Below are 14,783 nucleotides of genomic sequence, written 5' to 3'. Positions count from 1 at the left end.
CGCGCCGGATTTCCGACCCGAACACGCGTGGTCAGTCGCTCGTGGCGCGAGGCCACAGGCAACCGATCCATAGTAGAGGAAACCGCAGGTCGCTGTCGAATCGCGCCCGGTCAGCCTGCGCCGGGTCCCGGCCGCCGGTCGCGGCGGCCCGACGACACCTCCCGCCCGCGATCGCGATCCTGCCGGGACTATCAGCATTTCGGCCCCTTCGCCGCACTGCGCGCTCTACGCTCCACGAACCTCGAACTCGAGGTTCCCCCTGATGAAGGAGTGTCCGGTGAATCGATCGACGAGGTTTCTCACGGGGCTCACCGCGCTGGCGATCGCAGCGGGGCCGGTACTGATCGGCGCGCCCGCAACGGCTGCCGGCGACTACCCCAACTGCAAGGCGCTCAACGCCGACTACCCGCACGGGGTGGGCGAACCCGGCGCCGTCGATTCGACGTCGAAGACGCCGGTCACCACCTTCACCGTCGACGCCGACCTCTACAAGGCCAACGACGGCCTCGATCGCGACGGCGACGGCATCGCCTGCGAGAAGCGCTGATCCCGCGCGCCCGGGCGCGCATTCACGCCGCCGCGGGGCGGCCCGGACGTCGAGGACGCGCGCCTCGTCCAGAGGGGAGCCCCGGGACGTCCCCTCCCGGCACCGTCGGTTCGCCTCGGACGTGCGCGCACGGCGGCGGAGCGCGAGCACCCGCGGCGTGCGGGTGGCGCCGAGATCCTCCGCCGCGCCGTGACCGCCGCGCGGCCGGGCGCGCCGGATCCACAGTCGATCGACATCGACGCTGGTGACAGCCGTGACGCCCCCTCCGTGCTCTCCCTGGCCGAAGACACGAGGACCGCACGCGCCGTGCCACCGGGCGATACCGCGGAATCGGTCGTTGTGGGGTCCGTACATTGGTCACTGCAACGGGGTCGGGTCACGGGAAGGGGAGTGATGAGCGCGTCGATCGACGGTCTCACCGGCACGGAATCGACTGTCCTACTGGTGCTCGCGTCCGCCGTGGAACCGGTGCGCAATCCCGACCTGAAACTGCTCGGCCCCGCGCTGGAGGCGCCGTCGCGCCGCAGGCTCGTCGAACGGGGCCTGCTCGAGGTCGAGACCGGCGCGCGCCGCACCCTGCTCCTCTCCCTCACCGACAAGGGCTGGGCGGCCGCCGCCGAGCTGCTCGAATCCTCTCCCCCTCCGCGCGCCACCCCGCAGCTGCGCGCGCTGTTCACCTTCGCCGCGGGGATCGGCCGGTACCTGCGCCGCGAGTCGCTCGCGCTCGGGGAGGTGGTCACGCCGGCACCGTCGACCCCCGGCGCCCCGGCCCCCGTGCCCGACGGTCCGCCGTCGGCGCGGGTCCGCGAGGCCTACGGCCGGATCGCCGCGCCGGGCGCCTGGGTCGCCCTGCGCGACCTGCGCGCCGCCCTGCCCGACCTGCCCCGCGCGGAGCTCGACGACGCCCTGCGCGCCCTCTATCCCGAGCCCGGCGTGCACATCGTCGCCGAGGACAATCTCAAGGCCCTCACCCCGGACGACCACGCGGCCGCGCTGCAGCTCGGCGGCCGTCCCCTGCACGCGATCAGGATCACCCGATGACGCTCTCCGATCTGCAGCGCACCGCGCTGCGCTCCGTCCGCCTGAGCTGGGCACCGACCTACGAGGAGGTCTGGGACGCGGCGACGGAGGACACCCACGTCGACGGCCTGCACACCGACGTCTGGGAGGACCTCGAGGACGCCCTCGGCGACGCGGTCGCGTCCACCGGCGCCTCTCCCACGGGCCTCGTCATCACCGGCAACGCGGGCACCGGCAAGACCCACCTGCTCACCCGCTTCCGCTCCGAGGTGCAGGCCGCGGGCCATTACTTCGTGCTGCTGGAACTACTCGACGCCTCCGACTTCTGGCGCGCCGCCCTGACCTCGCTGCGCAGCTCCCTGCTGCGCCCCGCGCGTGATCACGAGACCCAGCTCGCGCAACTGCTGTGGCTGCTCTCCGACGAGGCGGGGCTCTCGCGGGCCCACCGCCGGGAGTTCTCCGGCGACGCCGTGCCCACGCCGGAGGGCCTGGACGCGCTGGTCACCGCGATGAGCAACCGCCGCCCGCAGGTGCGGCAGTACCACGGGGTGCTGCGCGCACTGGTGCTGCTCGGCTCCCCCGACAGCCGCCTCGCCGACCTCGGCTCCGCCTTCCTCGAGGACATCGAAGTCGAGGAGACGGCCGCCGAGCGCCTGCACTGGGGCCTGCCGGCGCACGGCTTCCCCGCGGTGGAGACGGTCCGTGCGATCTCGGCGTTCATGGCCGAGACCGCCGCGACGGTCTTCGCCGTCGACCAGATCGACACGCTGCTCGCGCAGTCCGCGGCCACGCTCGCCGCGCCGGACACGGCCGAGAGCGAGGTCATCGAGCAGGTCGGCCACGGCCTGATGTCGCTGCGGCAGGGCCTGTACCGGACGGTCACCGTCGCCTGCATGCTGCCCACGGCCTGGGAGACGCTCGCCGGCCGGGCCACCGCCTCCGTCGCCGCCCGGTTCCGCGTCGTCGGCCCGCTCAAGTCGCTGCCCGACGGCGCCATCGCGCGCGCCATCGTCGAGCGCCGGCTCACCGCCGCGTACCGCGCCAAGGAGTTCACGCCGCCGCACCCGACGTGGCCGGTGGCGCCCGAGGCCTTCGCCTCGGCGGTGCACCACACCCCGCGCGACCTGCTCACCAAGGTCGACGCGCACATCCGGGCGTGCGTGAGCGCCCGCACCGACTTCGAACTCGCGTCCTTCGGCGCCTCCGACGGGGACGCGCCGCGCGTCGTCGCGCCGCCCGCGGCGAACCCCGCCGCGACCCCCGCGCCGGTGCAGCCGGCACTACCCGACACCACGCCGGAGGCGGCGCTGGCCCGCATCGACGAGCAGTTCGACGCGCTGCGGATCCGCGCGCGCGTGGGCGACGTGGCGACCGACCAGACCGTCGCCGACAAGCGCATGAGCGGCCTGATCGAGGCGGGCCTGCGCGCCTGGACCCGCGAGGACGGCGGCGAGGGCTTCCAGATCGAGCGCGGCAACAAGCACCTCGACGGACGGCTGCGGCGGCGCCTGCCCGGCCGCGTCGAGGACGAGCAGCACTGGGCCTTCCGCGCGATCCCCGCGGCCAACGCCGTCGCCACCACCAACCGGGTGCAGAGCGCCGCCACCGCGGCGGGCGTCGCCGCGGGCATGGACCGGCGCAAGCTCTTCCTGCTGCGTTCCACGCCCTGGCCCACCAGCCCGAAGGCGTCGTCGGTGATCGCCGATGCGATCGAGCGCGGCGCCGAGCTGCTCCCCCTCGACGAGGCCGATCTCGCGACGCTGGACGCGCTCGGCCGGATCATCGCGAACTCGCCGGAGGGCCTGGACGAGTGGCTCGCCGCCCGCCGGCCCGCGCACGGGCTGCGGATGTTCGCCGGCCTCGAGCGCAGGGCGCCCACGGACCGGCCCGCGCCCGCCTCGCGGCGCGGCCGGGGCATGATCCCCGGCGACGCCGTGGGACGCGTCGGCGGGCTGTCGAGCTCCGTCGCCGACGTCATGTTCGGCGGCCCGCCCGCCCCGAAGCCGGAGCCCGCCCCCGCGGTTCCGCCGGCACCGTCGAGCCCCCAGGGCCCGGAGGGCATCGTGGTCGGCCTGGGCCCGGACCACGAGCGCGTCGCGCTGGACCCGGCCGAGCTGCGCAAGCACACCGCGGTCTTCGCCGGCTCCGGCTCGGGCAAGACGGTGCTGCTCCGCCGACTCATCGAGGAGTGCGCGCTGCGCGGGATCTCGGCGATCGTGCTGGATCCCAACAACGACCTCTCCCGCCACGGCGAGGCGTGGCCGCAGCCGCCGTCGGGCTGGTGGGAGGGCGACGCCGAACGCGCCCAGCGCTACCTCGACGAGACCGACGTGGTGGTGTGGACGCCGAACCGTCAGTCCGCGAGACCGCTCGTGCTGCAACCGATCCCGGACTTCGCGGCGCTACGCGAGGGGATCGGAGGGGGCGACGGCCCGGGCGATACCGAGGCGCAGGAGGCCCGCGAGGGCTTCGCGATGGCGGTCGAGGCGTCGGCGAGCTCGCTCGAGCAGCACGTCGGGATCGGCGGCGCCAAACGCGAGCAGCAGCGGGCGATCCTGCGCGAGGCCCTCGACGCCTACGGCCGGCAGGTCGGCCGCGCCGACATCCGCGGCTTCGCCGAGTATCTCGCCGACTGGGACTCGAGCCGCAGCAGCCTCGGCAGCGCCGACAAGCTGGCGCCCGAGCTGGCCGCGAACCTGCAGGCCGCGCTCATCAACAATCCGCTGCTCGGCGGCCGCGGCGAGGCCGTGGACCCGGCGACCCTGCTGACCCCGGCGCCGGGCAAGCGGGCGCGGGTCTCGGTGATCAGCCTCATCGGCCTGCCCGACGAGACGCAGCGGCAGACCTTCGTCGCGCAGCTGCAGCTGGCGCTGTTCGCCTGGATCCGGCGCCACCCCGCGGGCGAGACGCCGCTGGGCTGGCTCCTGGTGATGGACGAGGCGCAGCAGATCGCGCCGTCGGGGGCGATCAAGCCGTCCACCGAGTCGACGCTGCTGCTGGCCTCGCAGGCCCGCAAGTACGGGCTGGGGCTGGTGTTCGCGACGCAGGCGCCGAAGGGCCTGCACGACAAGGTCGTCGGCAACAGTGCGACACACTTCTACGGCAAGCTCAACGCGCCGGTGCAGATCCAGGCGGCGAAGGATCTGGCCGCGGCGCGCGGCGGCCGGCTCGAGGGGATCGGCGGCCTCGGCGCGGGCGACTTCTACCTGGGGGCCGGCGCCGAGACGGTGCGCCTGCACTCCCCGATGTGCCTGAGCCACCACGCCGCGAGCCCGCCCACCGAGGACGAGGTGCTGCGGATCGCCCGCGGCTGACCGCCCGCAGACGACGACCGCCGCACCCTCGGTCGAGGATGCGGCGGTCGCGTGATCGCTCGCTCAGCCCGCAGGGCGGGTGGCGCGGCGACGGGGCTGCTGCGCGCGGCCCTGCCCCTGGCCCTGAACCCGCCCGCCGGAAGGCGCCTGGCGCTGCCCGGCTCCGGCGCGGGGCCGCTGCTGGCCGCTCTGCCCCTGGCGACGCTGCTGGCCGCCCTGGCCGGCACCGTCGGACCGCTGCCCGGTGCCCTTGCCGCGCCCGGCGCGACCCCGGCCCGGGGCGTGCCCGCCACCGGCGCGGCGCGGCTGCTGCGGCGGCGCGACGGGCTCGGGCTTGACGTAGGGCGCGACATCGCCGACCAGGTCGACGACGACCGGCGAGGCGGCGGTGACGGCGACGGGGCGCGCGGCGATCGCGGCCTTCTTGAGCAGGACCTGGGTGTCCTTGCGCTGCTCGGGCGTCATCACGGTGACGACGGTGCCCGCGCTGCCGGCGCGCGCGGTGCGGCCGCTGCGGTGCAGGTAGGCCTTGTGCTCGGCGGGCGGGTCCACGTGCACGACGAGCTCCACGTCGTCGACGTGCACGCCGCGGGCGGCGATGTCGGTGGCGACCAGCACACGGGCGGTACCGGCGCTGAAGGCCTCCAGATTGCGGTCGCGCTGCGGCTGGCTGAGGTTGCCGTGCAGGTCGCGCGCGGGGATGCCCTGCTCGGTGAGCTGCTTGGCCAGCTTCTTGGCCTGGTGCTTGGTGCGGGTGAACAGGATCCGGCGGCCGGTGCCCGAGGCGAGGGCGCGCACGAGGGCCGTCTTGTCGTCCTTGCCGCTCACCTCGAAGACGTGGTGGGTCATGTCGGCGACGGGCGAGGTCTCGGGGTCGACCGAGTGCGAGACCGGGTCGTGGAGGAACTTGCGCACGAGCTTGTCGACGCCGTTGTCCAGCGTGGCGGAGAAGAGCATGCGCTGCCCATCGGCCGGGGTGGCCGCGAGGATGCGGGTGACCACGGGCAGGAACCCGAGGTCGGCCATGTGATCGGCCTCGTCGAGGACGGAGACGGCCACGTCGGAGAGATCGACGATGCGCTGCCGCATGAGGTCCTCGAGGCGGCCGGGGCAGGCCACGACGATGTCGACGCCCTGCGCGAGCGCCTGCTCCTGGCGGGACTGCTTGACGCCGCCGAAGATCGTGGTGACGTTGAGCCCGAGGGACTTCGCCAGCGGCTCGACGGTGGCCGTGATCTGCGTGGCCAGCTCGCGGGTCGGCGCGAGCACCAGGCCGACGGGGCGGCCCGGGCGGCGACGGGAGCCGCGCGCCTCGTCGACGGCGACGACGAGCGGGATGGCGAAGGCCAGGGTCTTGCCCGAGCCGGTCTTGCCCCGGCCGAGCACGTCGCGGCCGGAAAGGGTGTCAGGCAGGGTGTCGGCCTGGATCGGGAACGGGGTGGGCCGGTCCATCGCGACGAGGGCGTCGACGACGGGGGCGGGAACGCCGAGGTCGGAGAAGGATTTCGTGGGCACAGCTGTAGACACGGGTGGTCTCACCTAACACTGGTGGGTGGCGAAGGCGGCGGTGGCCGCGTCCGTTCGCCGCAAGAGAAGAACCGGGAGGAGGTCTCGAGCCGCTAGGGCGAGACAGGGCCCGGGGCCCTACGACGCATGTGGGACGTCACCGTCCCGCACGATGACAAGCATAGCAAACCTGTTCGCACCACAGCGCACGTCCGAGGCGGAGGTGCCCGCGCTCACAGGGCCGCGCGATCTTCGCCCCTGCGCGACGAACGACCGCGTCATGCGCGACAATGCACTCATCGAGGCGCGCGTTCCGCGCGCCGGAGGGGGCGATATGGGGATGGGGAACGGATCGGCGGCACAGCGCGGCGCCGCGCTGGTCGTCGCCGGTGCGGCGCTCGTCGCGGCGGCGGCGTGTACGCCGGTCGCCGGGTCGGGCTCGGCGCAGCAGAGCGATGTGGCGGCGTACCAGTCGACGCTCGCCTCGTCGAGGGCGGCGTCCGCGGCGGCGGCCAAGACGTCGGTGTGCGCGTCGTGGCAGGCGGGCTTCGCCAAGCGGGACGCGGTCACCTCCACGACGGTCGCGGCCACGAAGAATCCCGCGTGGACCTGGGACTCCATCGCACCGACGATCGCGGCCGAGCTGGCGGCGGTCGCGACGGAGTCCACCGCACTGCCCGCGCTGATCGCGACGCGCGATCTGCCGGCGACGGTCTCGACCGTGCTCACCGACTACAAGGCCAAGCTCGACGCCTACGGCGCGGCGATGCGCGCCGACCAGGCCGCGCGAGCGGAGGACAGCTGGGCTCGCACGAACCCCGCGCTGGACGCGCTGGAGCGGGTCGGGGAGAACGTCAAGGGGCTCTGCACCACGAAATGACCGGCCACCGGGGAGGAACCATGTCCACACGCACCAGGTCCATCGCAACCGCGACGGCCGCGCTGGCCGGGGCCGTGCTCGTCACGGGCTGCACCGTCGCCGGCACCGGTTCGGCCGATCCGTCGGCGGTCGCGGCGTACCAGAGCACCATCGCGGCCTCGCGCGCCGCCGCGGCGGAGTCAGCCCGCGTCTCGGCGTGCGCCGCCTGGGAGACCAACGTGGACACCCGCCTCGTCGCCACGCGGGCCACCACCGCCTTCACGAAGGACCCGAACTGGCAGTGGGACGGCATCGCCGGCCTCGTCAACGCGGAGTTGGCCGCGATCGAGACGGAATCGGGCAAGTTGCCGGGGATCGTCGCCACTCCGAACCTGCAGGAATCGCTGAAGACCCTGTTCAGTCAGTACAAGACCAAGCTGGACGCGTACGGCGTGGCGCTGCGCGCGGACGCGCAGGCGCGCGGTTCCGGGGATCAGACCTGGCCCAAGCGCAATCCGGCCTCGTCCGCCATGGTCGACACGCTCGAGAGGATCGAGGCGGTCTGCCCGTCGCGCTGACGACGCAGGTGTTCGATATCACGAATATTTCCATACGCCGAAGTTAAGGCGTGGGCTAACCTTCTCCATGTTCACTATTTGACATCGAGAGGTAACCGTCATGACCGTTCGCCTGTGGGTCGCCCGCACCGTCTCCGCGGGGCTGCTGGCCGCCGCCGTCGCCACTCCCCTCGCAGCGGTCGCCACCGCCGCCCCGACACCCGCGCCCGGCGCACCGGGCGCCGCCGCCCCGAGCGCACCGTCGACCAGCGCCGCGCGGGCGGCCTACGACCAGTGGTACGCCAACCGCGCCCCGCGGCTGAAGGCGACCCGCGCCACCGTCGAGTTCACCAAGAACCCGCAGTGGAACTGGGCCGGCATCGGCCCCGTCATCGACGCCGAGCAGAACGCGATCGCCACCGAGCTGCGCACCCTGCCGGGCACCATCAACCGTGCCGCCTCGCACCCGCGGCTCGCCAACGCCCTGCGCGCCTACCAGGCGCGGCTCACCGAGTACAGCCGCGCGCTGAACGCCGACCGCGCCGCCCGCGGCACCGAGCGCGCGACGTGGACGCGGAGCAACCCCGCCTACGACCGCGTCACCGACGCCAGCAACGCGCTGCACGCGATCTGCCGCACGCTCTGACGCCGCACCCCACGCCTGAGCCCGCCCCCCGGCACCGCTCTCCCCGCAAAACCCGGACGCACCCGTAGCGCCCGGCTACGGTGGGAGCGCGCGCCGGGGGGCGCGTCTTTCGGCTGCCGGGGGGCGGATCATGACGGTACGAATGCGCGGCGCGGCCGCGATGGGGATCCTGCTCGGCGCCCTCACGGGCTGTTCGTCCGACGGCCCCTCCCCTCGGTCGACGGTGCCGCGCGCACCGTCGCGGGCACCGCCACCGCCGATCCCGACGCGGTGGCGGCGCACCTGAAGAAGAAGGCCGTCCAGCGGGCCGGCCTGGACGCGTGCCACCGATGGGTCGCCGGGTACACGCCGCGGGTCGCGACGCACGACGCTGGGACCGGCGCGACCAAGGTGCTCAAGGACTCTCCGAGCGTCGCGGCGTTCTGGGCGGGGATGGCGCCGAAGCTCGCCGCGGAGTACGCGGCGATCGATACCGAGATGGCGGCGCTGCCCGCCGTGCTCACGATCGCGGCCCCGATCCCGGAGCTCGTGGAGGTGCTCACCGAATACCGCCGGTTGATCACCGTCTACCGGAGCACCGTCCAGGCGGCGCAGGCGGCCGCCGCCGGTCCGCCGAACATGTGGGGCGGCACCAACGAGGCCTACAAGGCCGTCACCGACCACATGAACGCGAAGATCGTCACGCTCTGCAACCGGATCGAGGACGAATAGCAGAACACCCCGGATCCTCGTACGAGGTTCCGGGGTGTTCGCGTGTCTCTCGGTGGGAGGGGCCTTTACTTGGCCTTCTCCAGCACCTCCACCAGACGCCAGTGCTTGCTGGCGCTCAGCGGACGGGTCTCCATGATCCGGACGCGGTCGCCGACACCGGCGACGCCTTCCTCGTCATGCGCCTTCACCTTGGAGGTGGTGCGGATGATCTTGCCGTACAGGGAGTGCTTCACGCGGTCCTCGAGCTCGACGACGATGGTCTTCTCCATCTTGTCGGACACGACGTACCCGATACGCACCTTGCGGCTGTTCCGAGCCTCAGTGGTCACGTTGCTTCCATTCTCGCTCATGCGGCGTCACCCTCCGGACCCGAGGCCAGGCCGAGCTCCCGCTCGCGCAGGATCGTGTAGATCCGGGCGATGTCGGTACGCACGGTACGCAGGCGACGGTTGTTGCTCATCTGTCCGGTGGCCATCTGGAAGCGCAGGTTGAACAGCTCCTCCTTGGCCTCGCGCAGCTTCTCCACCAGCTCGTCCGCGGTGAGACCGCGGAGATCAGCGGCGACGGTGTTCGACATCAGAACTGCTCCTCTCGGGTCACGATGCGGGTCTTGCAGGGGAGCTTGTGCTGCGCGCGGCGCAGGGCCTCGCGAGCGATCTGCTCGTTGGGGTAGGTCATCTCGAACATCACGCGACCGGGCTTGACGTTCGCCACCCACCACTCGGGCGAGCCCTTACCGGAACCCATGCGGGTCTCGGCCGGCTTCTTGGTGAGCGGGCGGTCCGGGAAGATGTTGATCCAGACCTTGCCGCCACGCTTGATGTGGCGGTTGATGGCGATACGAGCGGACTCGATCTGGCGGTTGGTGATGTAGGCGGGCTCGAGAGCCTGGATGCCGTAGTCACCGAAGGCCACGGTGGTGCCACCCTTGGCGGCGCCGGAGCGCTTGGGGTGGTGCTGCTTACGGTGCTTCACCCGACGGGGGATCAACATGGCGTCAGCCCTCCTGGTTCGTTGCAGCCGGAGCCGCCGCCACCGGAGTCTCCTCCGTTGCGGCGCGACCGGCCTCGGTGCTGGTGGCGGTCGTGCCCGAAGCGCCGCTGCGACGCGGGCGCTGGGGGCGCTCACGACGCGGGCCGCGACGGTCGTCGTTCGACGGTGCCGCCAGCTCGCGCCGGCCGCCCACGACGTCGCCCTTGTAGATCCACACCTTGACGCCGATCCGCCCGAAGGTGGTCTTCGCCTCGTGCAGGCCGTAGTCGATGTCGGCGCGCAGCGTGTGCAGGGGCACGCGGCCCTCGCGGTAGAACTCGCTGCGGCTCATCTCCGCGCCGCCCAGGCGACCCGAGCACTGGACCCGGATGCCCTTGACGTTCGGCTGACGCATCGCCGACTGGATCGCCTTGCGCATCGCGCGGCGGAACGCCACGCGGTTGCTCAGCTGCTCCGCGATGCCCTGCGCGACGAGCTGGGCGTCGGCCTCGGAGTTCTTCACCTCGAGGATGTTGAGCTGCACCTGCTTCTTGGTGAGCTTCTCCAGCTCCGAGCGGATGCGATCGGCCTCGGCGCCGCGGCGGCCGATGACGATGCCCGGACGCGCGGTGTGGATGTCCACCCGCACGCGGTCCCGGGTGCGCTCGATCTCGATCTTGCTGATGCCGGCGCGCTCGAGGCTGTCGGTCAGACGCTTACGGATCGCGACGTCTTCCTTGACGTACTCCGAGTACTGCTTATCGGCGTACCAGCGGGACTTCCAGTCCGTGGTGATGCCGAGGCGGAAGCCGTGGGGATTGATCTTCTGACCCATGCTTACGCTCCCTTCCGGCTGTTGCGGCTGGCGGCGGGCTTCTTCGACTCCAGCGACTCCACCACGATGGTGATGTGGCTGGTGCGCTTGCGGATCCGGTACGCACGGCCCTGGGCCCGCGGCTGGATGCGCTTCATGGTCGGGCCCTCGTTGGCGTACGCCTCCGAGACGACCAGGGTGCGCGGGTCGAGACCCAGGTTGTTCTGCGCGTTGGCGATCGCCGAGGCGAGGACCTTGGCGACGGGCTCGCTCGCGGCCTGCGGCGCGAACCGCAGGATCGCCAGCGCCTGCTCGGCGTCCTTGCCGCGGACCAGGTCGATCACGCGACGGGCCTTCATCGGCGTGACGCGCACGAAACGCGCGGTCGCCGAGGCGGTCGGATTGGCGGTGGTGGCTGCTTCGTTGCTCATTAGCGGCGCTTACCCTTCCGGTCGTCCTTGATGTGGCCCTTGAACGTCCGCGTCGGGGCGAACTCGCCCAGCTTGTGGCCCACCATGTTCTCCGAGACGAACACCGGCACCTGCTTGCGACCGTCGTGGACGGCGAAGGTGTGACCGATGAAGTCGGGGATGATGGTGGAGCGACGCGACCAGGTCTTGATGACCTGCTTGGTGCCCTTCTCGTTCTGGACGTCGACCTTCGCGAGGAGGTGGTCGTCGACGAACGGGCCCTTCTTGAGGCTGCGTGGCATTCTCTAACTCCCTCCTAGCGCTTGTTCTTACCGGACTTGCGGCGACGCACGATCAGCTTGTCGCTCGCCTTGTTCTTGCGGGTGCGGCCCTCGGGCTTGCCCCACGGGCTCACCGGGTGGCGGCCACCGGAGGTCTTACCCTCACCACCGCCGTGCGGGTGATCGACCGGGTTCATGACGACACCACGGACGGTCGGGCGCTTGCCCTTCCACCGCATACGGCCGGCCTTGCCCCAGTTGATGTTGCTCTGCTCGGCGTTGCCGACCTCGCCGACGGTGGCGCGGCAGCGCACGTCGACGCGACGGATCTCACCGGAGGGCATGCGCAGGGTCGCGTACGCGCCCTCCTTGCCCAGCAGCTGGATGCTGGCACCGGCCGAGCGGGCCATCTTGGCACCGCCACCGGGGCGCAGCTCGACGGCGTGGATCACGGTGCCGGCGGGGATGTTGCGCAGCGGCAGGGCGTTGCCCGGCTTGATGTCGGCGTTGGGGCCCGACTCGACGACGTCGCCCTGTCCCAGGCCCTTCGGCGCGAGGATGTAGCGCTTCTCGCCGTCGAGGTAGTGCAGCAGCGCGATCCGCGAGGTGCGGTTGGGGTCGTACTCGATGTGCGCGACCTTGGCGTTGACGCCGTCCTTGTCATGGCGACGGAAGTCGATGACGCGGTAGGCGCGCTTGTGGCCGCCACCCTTGTGCCGGGTGGTGATGCGGCCGTGCGCGTTGCGGCCACCACGGCCGTGCAGCGGGCGGACCAGCGACTTCTCCGGGGTCGAACGCGTGATCTCGTCGAAGGTCGAGCCCGACGAACCACGACGACCCGGAGTGGTCGGCTTGTGCTTACGGATAGCCATTTAGCTCGCGCCTCCGAAGATGTCGATGGGCTTGCTGTCGGCGCTCAGGGTCACGATGGCGCGCTTGGTGCTCTTGCGCTGACCGTAACCGGCACGGGTGCGCTTGCGCTTGCCCTGGCGGTTCAAGGTGTTGACGCTGTCGACCTTGACGCCGAAGACCTTCTCCACGGCGATCTTGATCTGCGTCTTGTTCGCGTCCGGGTGCACCACGAAGGTGTACGTGTTCTCCTCGATGAGGCCGTAGGCCTTCTCGGAGATCACCGGCGCGAGCAGGATGTCCCGCGGGTCGGCGGGGATGGTTGCGGTAGCCATCAGGCGTTCGCCTCCTCGGTCTTCGTGGCGCTCGCGATGAACGAACCCAGAGCCTCGCGGCTGAACACCAGGTCATCGGCGTCCAGGACGTCGTAGGTGTTGAGCTGGTCGGCGTAGATCCACTTCGCGTTCGGCAGGTTCTGGACGCTGCGCTGCGCGGTCAGGTCCTCGCGGCCGACGACCACGAGGAACTTCTTGCGCTCCGACAGCGCGGCCAGGAACAGGCGGGCGGTCTTGGTCGACGCCTCCTGGCCGGCCACCAGCTCGGTGACGACGTGGATACGGTCCTCGCGAACCCGGTCGGTGAGGGCACCGCGCAGGGCGGCGGCCTTCATCTTCTTCGGGGTGCGCTGGCTGTAGTCGCGCGGCTGCGGGCCGTGGACGGTGCCACCGCCGGCGAACTGCGGCGCGCGGGTCGAGCCCTGACGGGCGCGGCCGGTGCCCTTCTGGCGGTACGGCTTACGGCCACCGCCGCGGACCTCGCCGCGGGTCTTGGTGGCGTGGGTGCCGGCGCGCGCAGCGGCGAGCTGCGCGACGACCACCTGGTGCATCAGCGCGATGTTGGGCTCGACGTCGAAGATCTCGGCGGGGAGATCGACGGTGCCGTCGGTCTTGCCGTCGGCGGTCTTGACATCAAGAGTCAGCTTGCTCATGCGCGAGCACCACCCTTCACAGCGGTACGGACCATCACGAGGCCGCCCTTGCGACCGGGGATGGCGCCCTTGATCAGCAGGACGCCGGCGTCGGCGTCCACCTTGAACACGGACAGGTTCTGCGTGGTCACCTTGTCGGAGCCCATGCGGCCGGCCATGCGCACGCCCTTGAAGACGCGGCCGGGGGTGGCGCAGCCACCGATGGAACCGGGGGCACGGTGCACGGCCTGCGCGCCGTGGCTGGCGCCGAGACCGGCGAAGCCGTGGCGCTTCATGACGCCGGCGTAGCCCTTGCCCTTGCTGATGCCGGTGACGTCGACGAAGTTTCCGGCCTCGAAGACGTCGGCACCCAGCTCCTGGCCGACCTCGTAGTCGGCGGCGGCGTCGGCATCGGCGAGCCGCAGCTCGGCGATGTGGCGACGCGGCGTGACGCCGGCCTTGGCGAACTGGCCCGAGACGGGCTTGTTCACCTTGCGCGGGTCGATGGCGCCGAAGGCGAGCTGCACGGCGTCGTAGCCGTCAGCGGCCTGGGTACGGATCTGGGTGACCACGTTCGGCCCGGCCTTGACGACGGTGACCGGGACGACCCGGTTGTTCTCGTCGAAGACCTGGGTCATGCCGAGCTTGGTGCCCAGGATTCCCTTGATCTTGTTCTCAGTCATATCGATTCTCCGCAGCCGCTTACTGGATGTTCACGTCGACGCTGGCCGGCAGGTCGATGCGCATGAGCGCGTCGACCGTCTTCGGCGTCGGGTCCAGGATGTCGATCAGCCGCTTGTGCGTACGCATCTCGAAGTGCTCGCGCGAGTCCTTGTACTTGTGCGGCGAACGGATGACGCAGTACACGTTCTTCTCCGTCGGCAGCGGCACGGGACCGACCACGCGGGCGCCGGTGCGGGTCACGGTCTCGACGATCTTCCGAGCAGACGCGTCGATCGCCTCATGGTCATAGGCCTTGAGCCTGATGCGGATCTTCTGTCCCGCCACGCTGTGTCCTCTTCCGTCAAGTGTTCACGTATTGCCAGACACACGGACAGCTGAAAAACCTGCGGGAACGTATCCCGCTGAAAAGTCGATCGACGCTGTTCATGTGTCAAATTGCTCCGGTCCACGCGGTCGGGCGTGTCGCGCTGGCGCTCATACTCCGCCGTGTGTTCCGGTGGCTCCCGCAAGGGGTGCCGGGCGATACCGAAGCCGGTGGGACGATCCACAGGGGACCGCGCCGCCCGACAAGGCAACCCGACCAGTATGCACTGCTCCGGCCCGTTCTTCAAATCGAACCGGTCGATCCGCTGCGTGCGATTCGCGT

Annotated in this window: 20 protein-coding genes; 8 read left to right on the top strand and 12 right to left on the bottom strand. The window is 71.4% G+C overall.

Going from position 1 to position 14,783, the window contains the following annotated elements; all coding sequences use genetic code 11:
• Nucleotides 1–316 precede the first annotated feature (316 nt).
• The 3 genes from BLQ62_RS05865 (at nucleotide 317) to BLQ62_RS05855 (ending at nucleotide 4,881) form a co-directional block, all read left to right on the top strand.
• Complete coding sequence (locus BLQ62_RS05865) at nucleotides 317–547, top strand: excalibur calcium-binding domain-containing protein (protein WP_414929922.1); 231 nt, start codon at nucleotides 317–319, stop codon at nucleotides 545–547.
• A gap of 393 nt (nucleotides 548–940) precedes the next feature.
• Nucleotides 941–1,588 (top strand): hypothetical protein, encoded by a 648-nt coding sequence (locus BLQ62_RS23740; protein ID WP_068533029.1) that lies wholly within the window; start codon nucleotides 941–943, stop codon nucleotides 1,586–1,588.
• A complete protein-coding gene (locus BLQ62_RS05855) occupies nucleotides 1,585–4,881 on the top strand; it encodes a helicase HerA domain-containing protein (RefSeq protein ID WP_068566729.1) in 3,297 nt (1,098 codons plus the stop codon). Before BLQ62_RS23740 ends, BLQ62_RS05855 begins: the two co-directional genes overlap by 4 nt.
• Before the next feature lie 63 nt (nucleotides 4,882–4,944).
• Here BLQ62_RS05855 and BLQ62_RS05850 read toward each other — a convergent pair whose 3' ends face one another.
• Entirely contained in the window at nucleotides 4,945–6,333 is a 1,389-nt protein-coding gene (locus tag BLQ62_RS05850) for a DEAD/DEAH box helicase (RefSeq protein ID WP_170842938.1), read from the bottom strand.
• A gap of 334 nt (nucleotides 6,334–6,667) precedes the next feature.
• Here BLQ62_RS05850 and BLQ62_RS05845 point away from each other — a divergent pair, with 334 nt between their 5' ends.
• From BLQ62_RS05845 to BLQ62_RS05830, 5 genes are all read left to right on the top strand, one after another.
• The gene (locus tag BLQ62_RS05845; protein ID WP_068566733.1) at nucleotides 6,668–7,267 is read left to right on the top strand and encodes a hypothetical protein; all 600 of its coding nucleotides are present in this window, start codon (nucleotides 6,668–6,670) and stop codon (nucleotides 7,265–7,267) included.
• 20 nt (nucleotides 7,268–7,287) lie between these two features.
• Nucleotides 7,288–7,824 carry a hypothetical protein gene (locus BLQ62_RS05840; protein WP_068566735.1) on the top strand — a complete coding sequence of 179 codons (537 nt, stop codon included), beginning with the start codon at nucleotides 7,288–7,290 and terminating at the stop codon, nucleotides 7,822–7,824.
• Nucleotides 7,825–7,924: 100 nt separating this feature from the next.
• Nucleotides 7,925–8,449, top strand: coding sequence for a hypothetical protein (locus tag BLQ62_RS05835; protein ID WP_068566737.1), 525 nt, complete (start codon nucleotides 7,925–7,927; stop codon nucleotides 8,447–8,449).
• Between the two features lie 130 nt (nucleotides 8,450–8,579).
• On the top strand, nucleotides 8,580–8,735 hold the full coding sequence (locus BLQ62_RS23735; protein WP_156483195.1) for a hypothetical protein: 156 nt from the start codon (nucleotides 8,580–8,582) through the stop codon (nucleotides 8,733–8,735).
• Nucleotides 8,720–9,160, top strand: coding sequence for a hypothetical protein (locus BLQ62_RS05830; RefSeq protein WP_068566739.1), 441 nt, complete (start codon nucleotides 8,720–8,722; stop codon nucleotides 9,158–9,160). The genes BLQ62_RS23735 and BLQ62_RS05830 overlap by 16 nt, the downstream gene beginning before the upstream one ends.
• A 65-nt stretch (nucleotides 9,161–9,225) precedes the next feature.
• On the opposite strand, the gene rpsQ is transcribed toward BLQ62_RS05830, so the two are convergent.
• From rpsQ to rpsJ, 11 genes are read right to left on the bottom strand one after another with little or no spacing between them, the layout of a single operon-like run.
• Nucleotides 9,226–9,510 carry a 30S ribosomal protein S17 gene (gene rpsQ, locus BLQ62_RS05825; protein ID WP_068533044.1) on the bottom strand — a complete coding sequence of 95 codons (285 nt, stop codon included), beginning with the start codon at nucleotides 9,508–9,510 and terminating at the stop codon, nucleotides 9,226–9,228.
• Entirely contained in the window at nucleotides 9,507–9,737 is a 231-nt protein-coding gene (rpmC, locus tag BLQ62_RS05820; protein WP_013128010.1) for a 50S ribosomal protein L29, read from the bottom strand. Before rpmC ends, rpsQ begins: the two co-directional genes overlap by 4 nt.
• Nucleotides 9,737–10,153 carry a 50S ribosomal protein L16 gene (gene rplP, locus BLQ62_RS05815; RefSeq protein WP_013128011.1) on the bottom strand — a complete coding sequence of 139 codons (417 nt, stop codon included), beginning with the start codon at nucleotides 10,151–10,153 and terminating at the stop codon, nucleotides 9,737–9,739. Before rplP ends, rpmC begins: the two co-directional genes overlap by 1 nt.
• 4 nt (nucleotides 10,154–10,157) lie before the next feature.
• A complete protein-coding gene (gene rpsC, locus BLQ62_RS05810) occupies nucleotides 10,158–10,967 on the bottom strand; it encodes a 30S ribosomal protein S3 (protein ID WP_068533046.1) in 810 nt (269 codons plus the stop codon).
• Nucleotides 10,968–10,969: 2 nt separating this feature from the next.
• Nucleotides 10,970–11,377, bottom strand: coding sequence for a 50S ribosomal protein L22 (gene rplV, locus BLQ62_RS05805; protein ID WP_068533048.1), 408 nt, complete (start codon nucleotides 11,375–11,377; stop codon nucleotides 10,970–10,972).
• Complete coding sequence (gene rpsS / locus BLQ62_RS05800) at nucleotides 11,377–11,658, bottom strand: 30S ribosomal protein S19 (RefSeq protein WP_068566741.1); 282 nt, start codon at nucleotides 11,656–11,658, stop codon at nucleotides 11,377–11,379. The genes rplV and rpsS overlap by 1 nt, the downstream gene beginning before the upstream one ends.
• A 14-nt stretch (nucleotides 11,659–11,672) precedes the next feature.
• Complete coding sequence (gene rplB / locus BLQ62_RS05795; protein ID WP_068533050.1) at nucleotides 11,673–12,509, bottom strand: 50S ribosomal protein L2; 837 nt, start codon at nucleotides 12,507–12,509, stop codon at nucleotides 11,673–11,675.
• Complete coding sequence (rplW, locus tag BLQ62_RS05790; protein ID WP_068522672.1) at nucleotides 12,510–12,821, bottom strand: 50S ribosomal protein L23; 312 nt, start codon at nucleotides 12,819–12,821, stop codon at nucleotides 12,510–12,512.
• Entirely contained in the window at nucleotides 12,821–13,474 is a 654-nt protein-coding gene (gene rplD / locus BLQ62_RS05785; RefSeq protein ID WP_068533052.1) for a 50S ribosomal protein L4, read from the bottom strand. The genes rplW and rplD overlap by 1 nt, the downstream gene beginning before the upstream one ends.
• Nucleotides 13,471–14,136, bottom strand: a complete 666-nt coding sequence (rplC, locus tag BLQ62_RS05780) for a 50S ribosomal protein L3 (RefSeq protein ID WP_068533054.1) — start codon at nucleotides 14,134–14,136, stop codon at nucleotides 13,471–13,473. Before rplC ends, rplD begins: the two co-directional genes overlap by 4 nt.
• Before the next feature lie 19 nt (nucleotides 14,137–14,155).
• A complete protein-coding gene (gene rpsJ / locus BLQ62_RS05775) occupies nucleotides 14,156–14,461 on the bottom strand; it encodes a 30S ribosomal protein S10 (RefSeq protein ID WP_003938093.1) in 306 nt (101 codons plus the stop codon).
• Nucleotides 14,462–14,783: the final 322 nt, after the last annotated feature.

Source organism: Tsukamurella pulmonis (genome assembly GCF_900103175.1).
In the GTDB taxonomy this organism is placed as follows: domain Bacteria; phylum Actinomycetota; class Actinomycetes; order Mycobacteriales; family Mycobacteriaceae; genus Tsukamurella; species Tsukamurella pulmonis.
The sequence above is the reverse complement of the archived record's forward strand: the minus strand, read 5'-3'. Positions and strand labels throughout refer to the sequence as shown.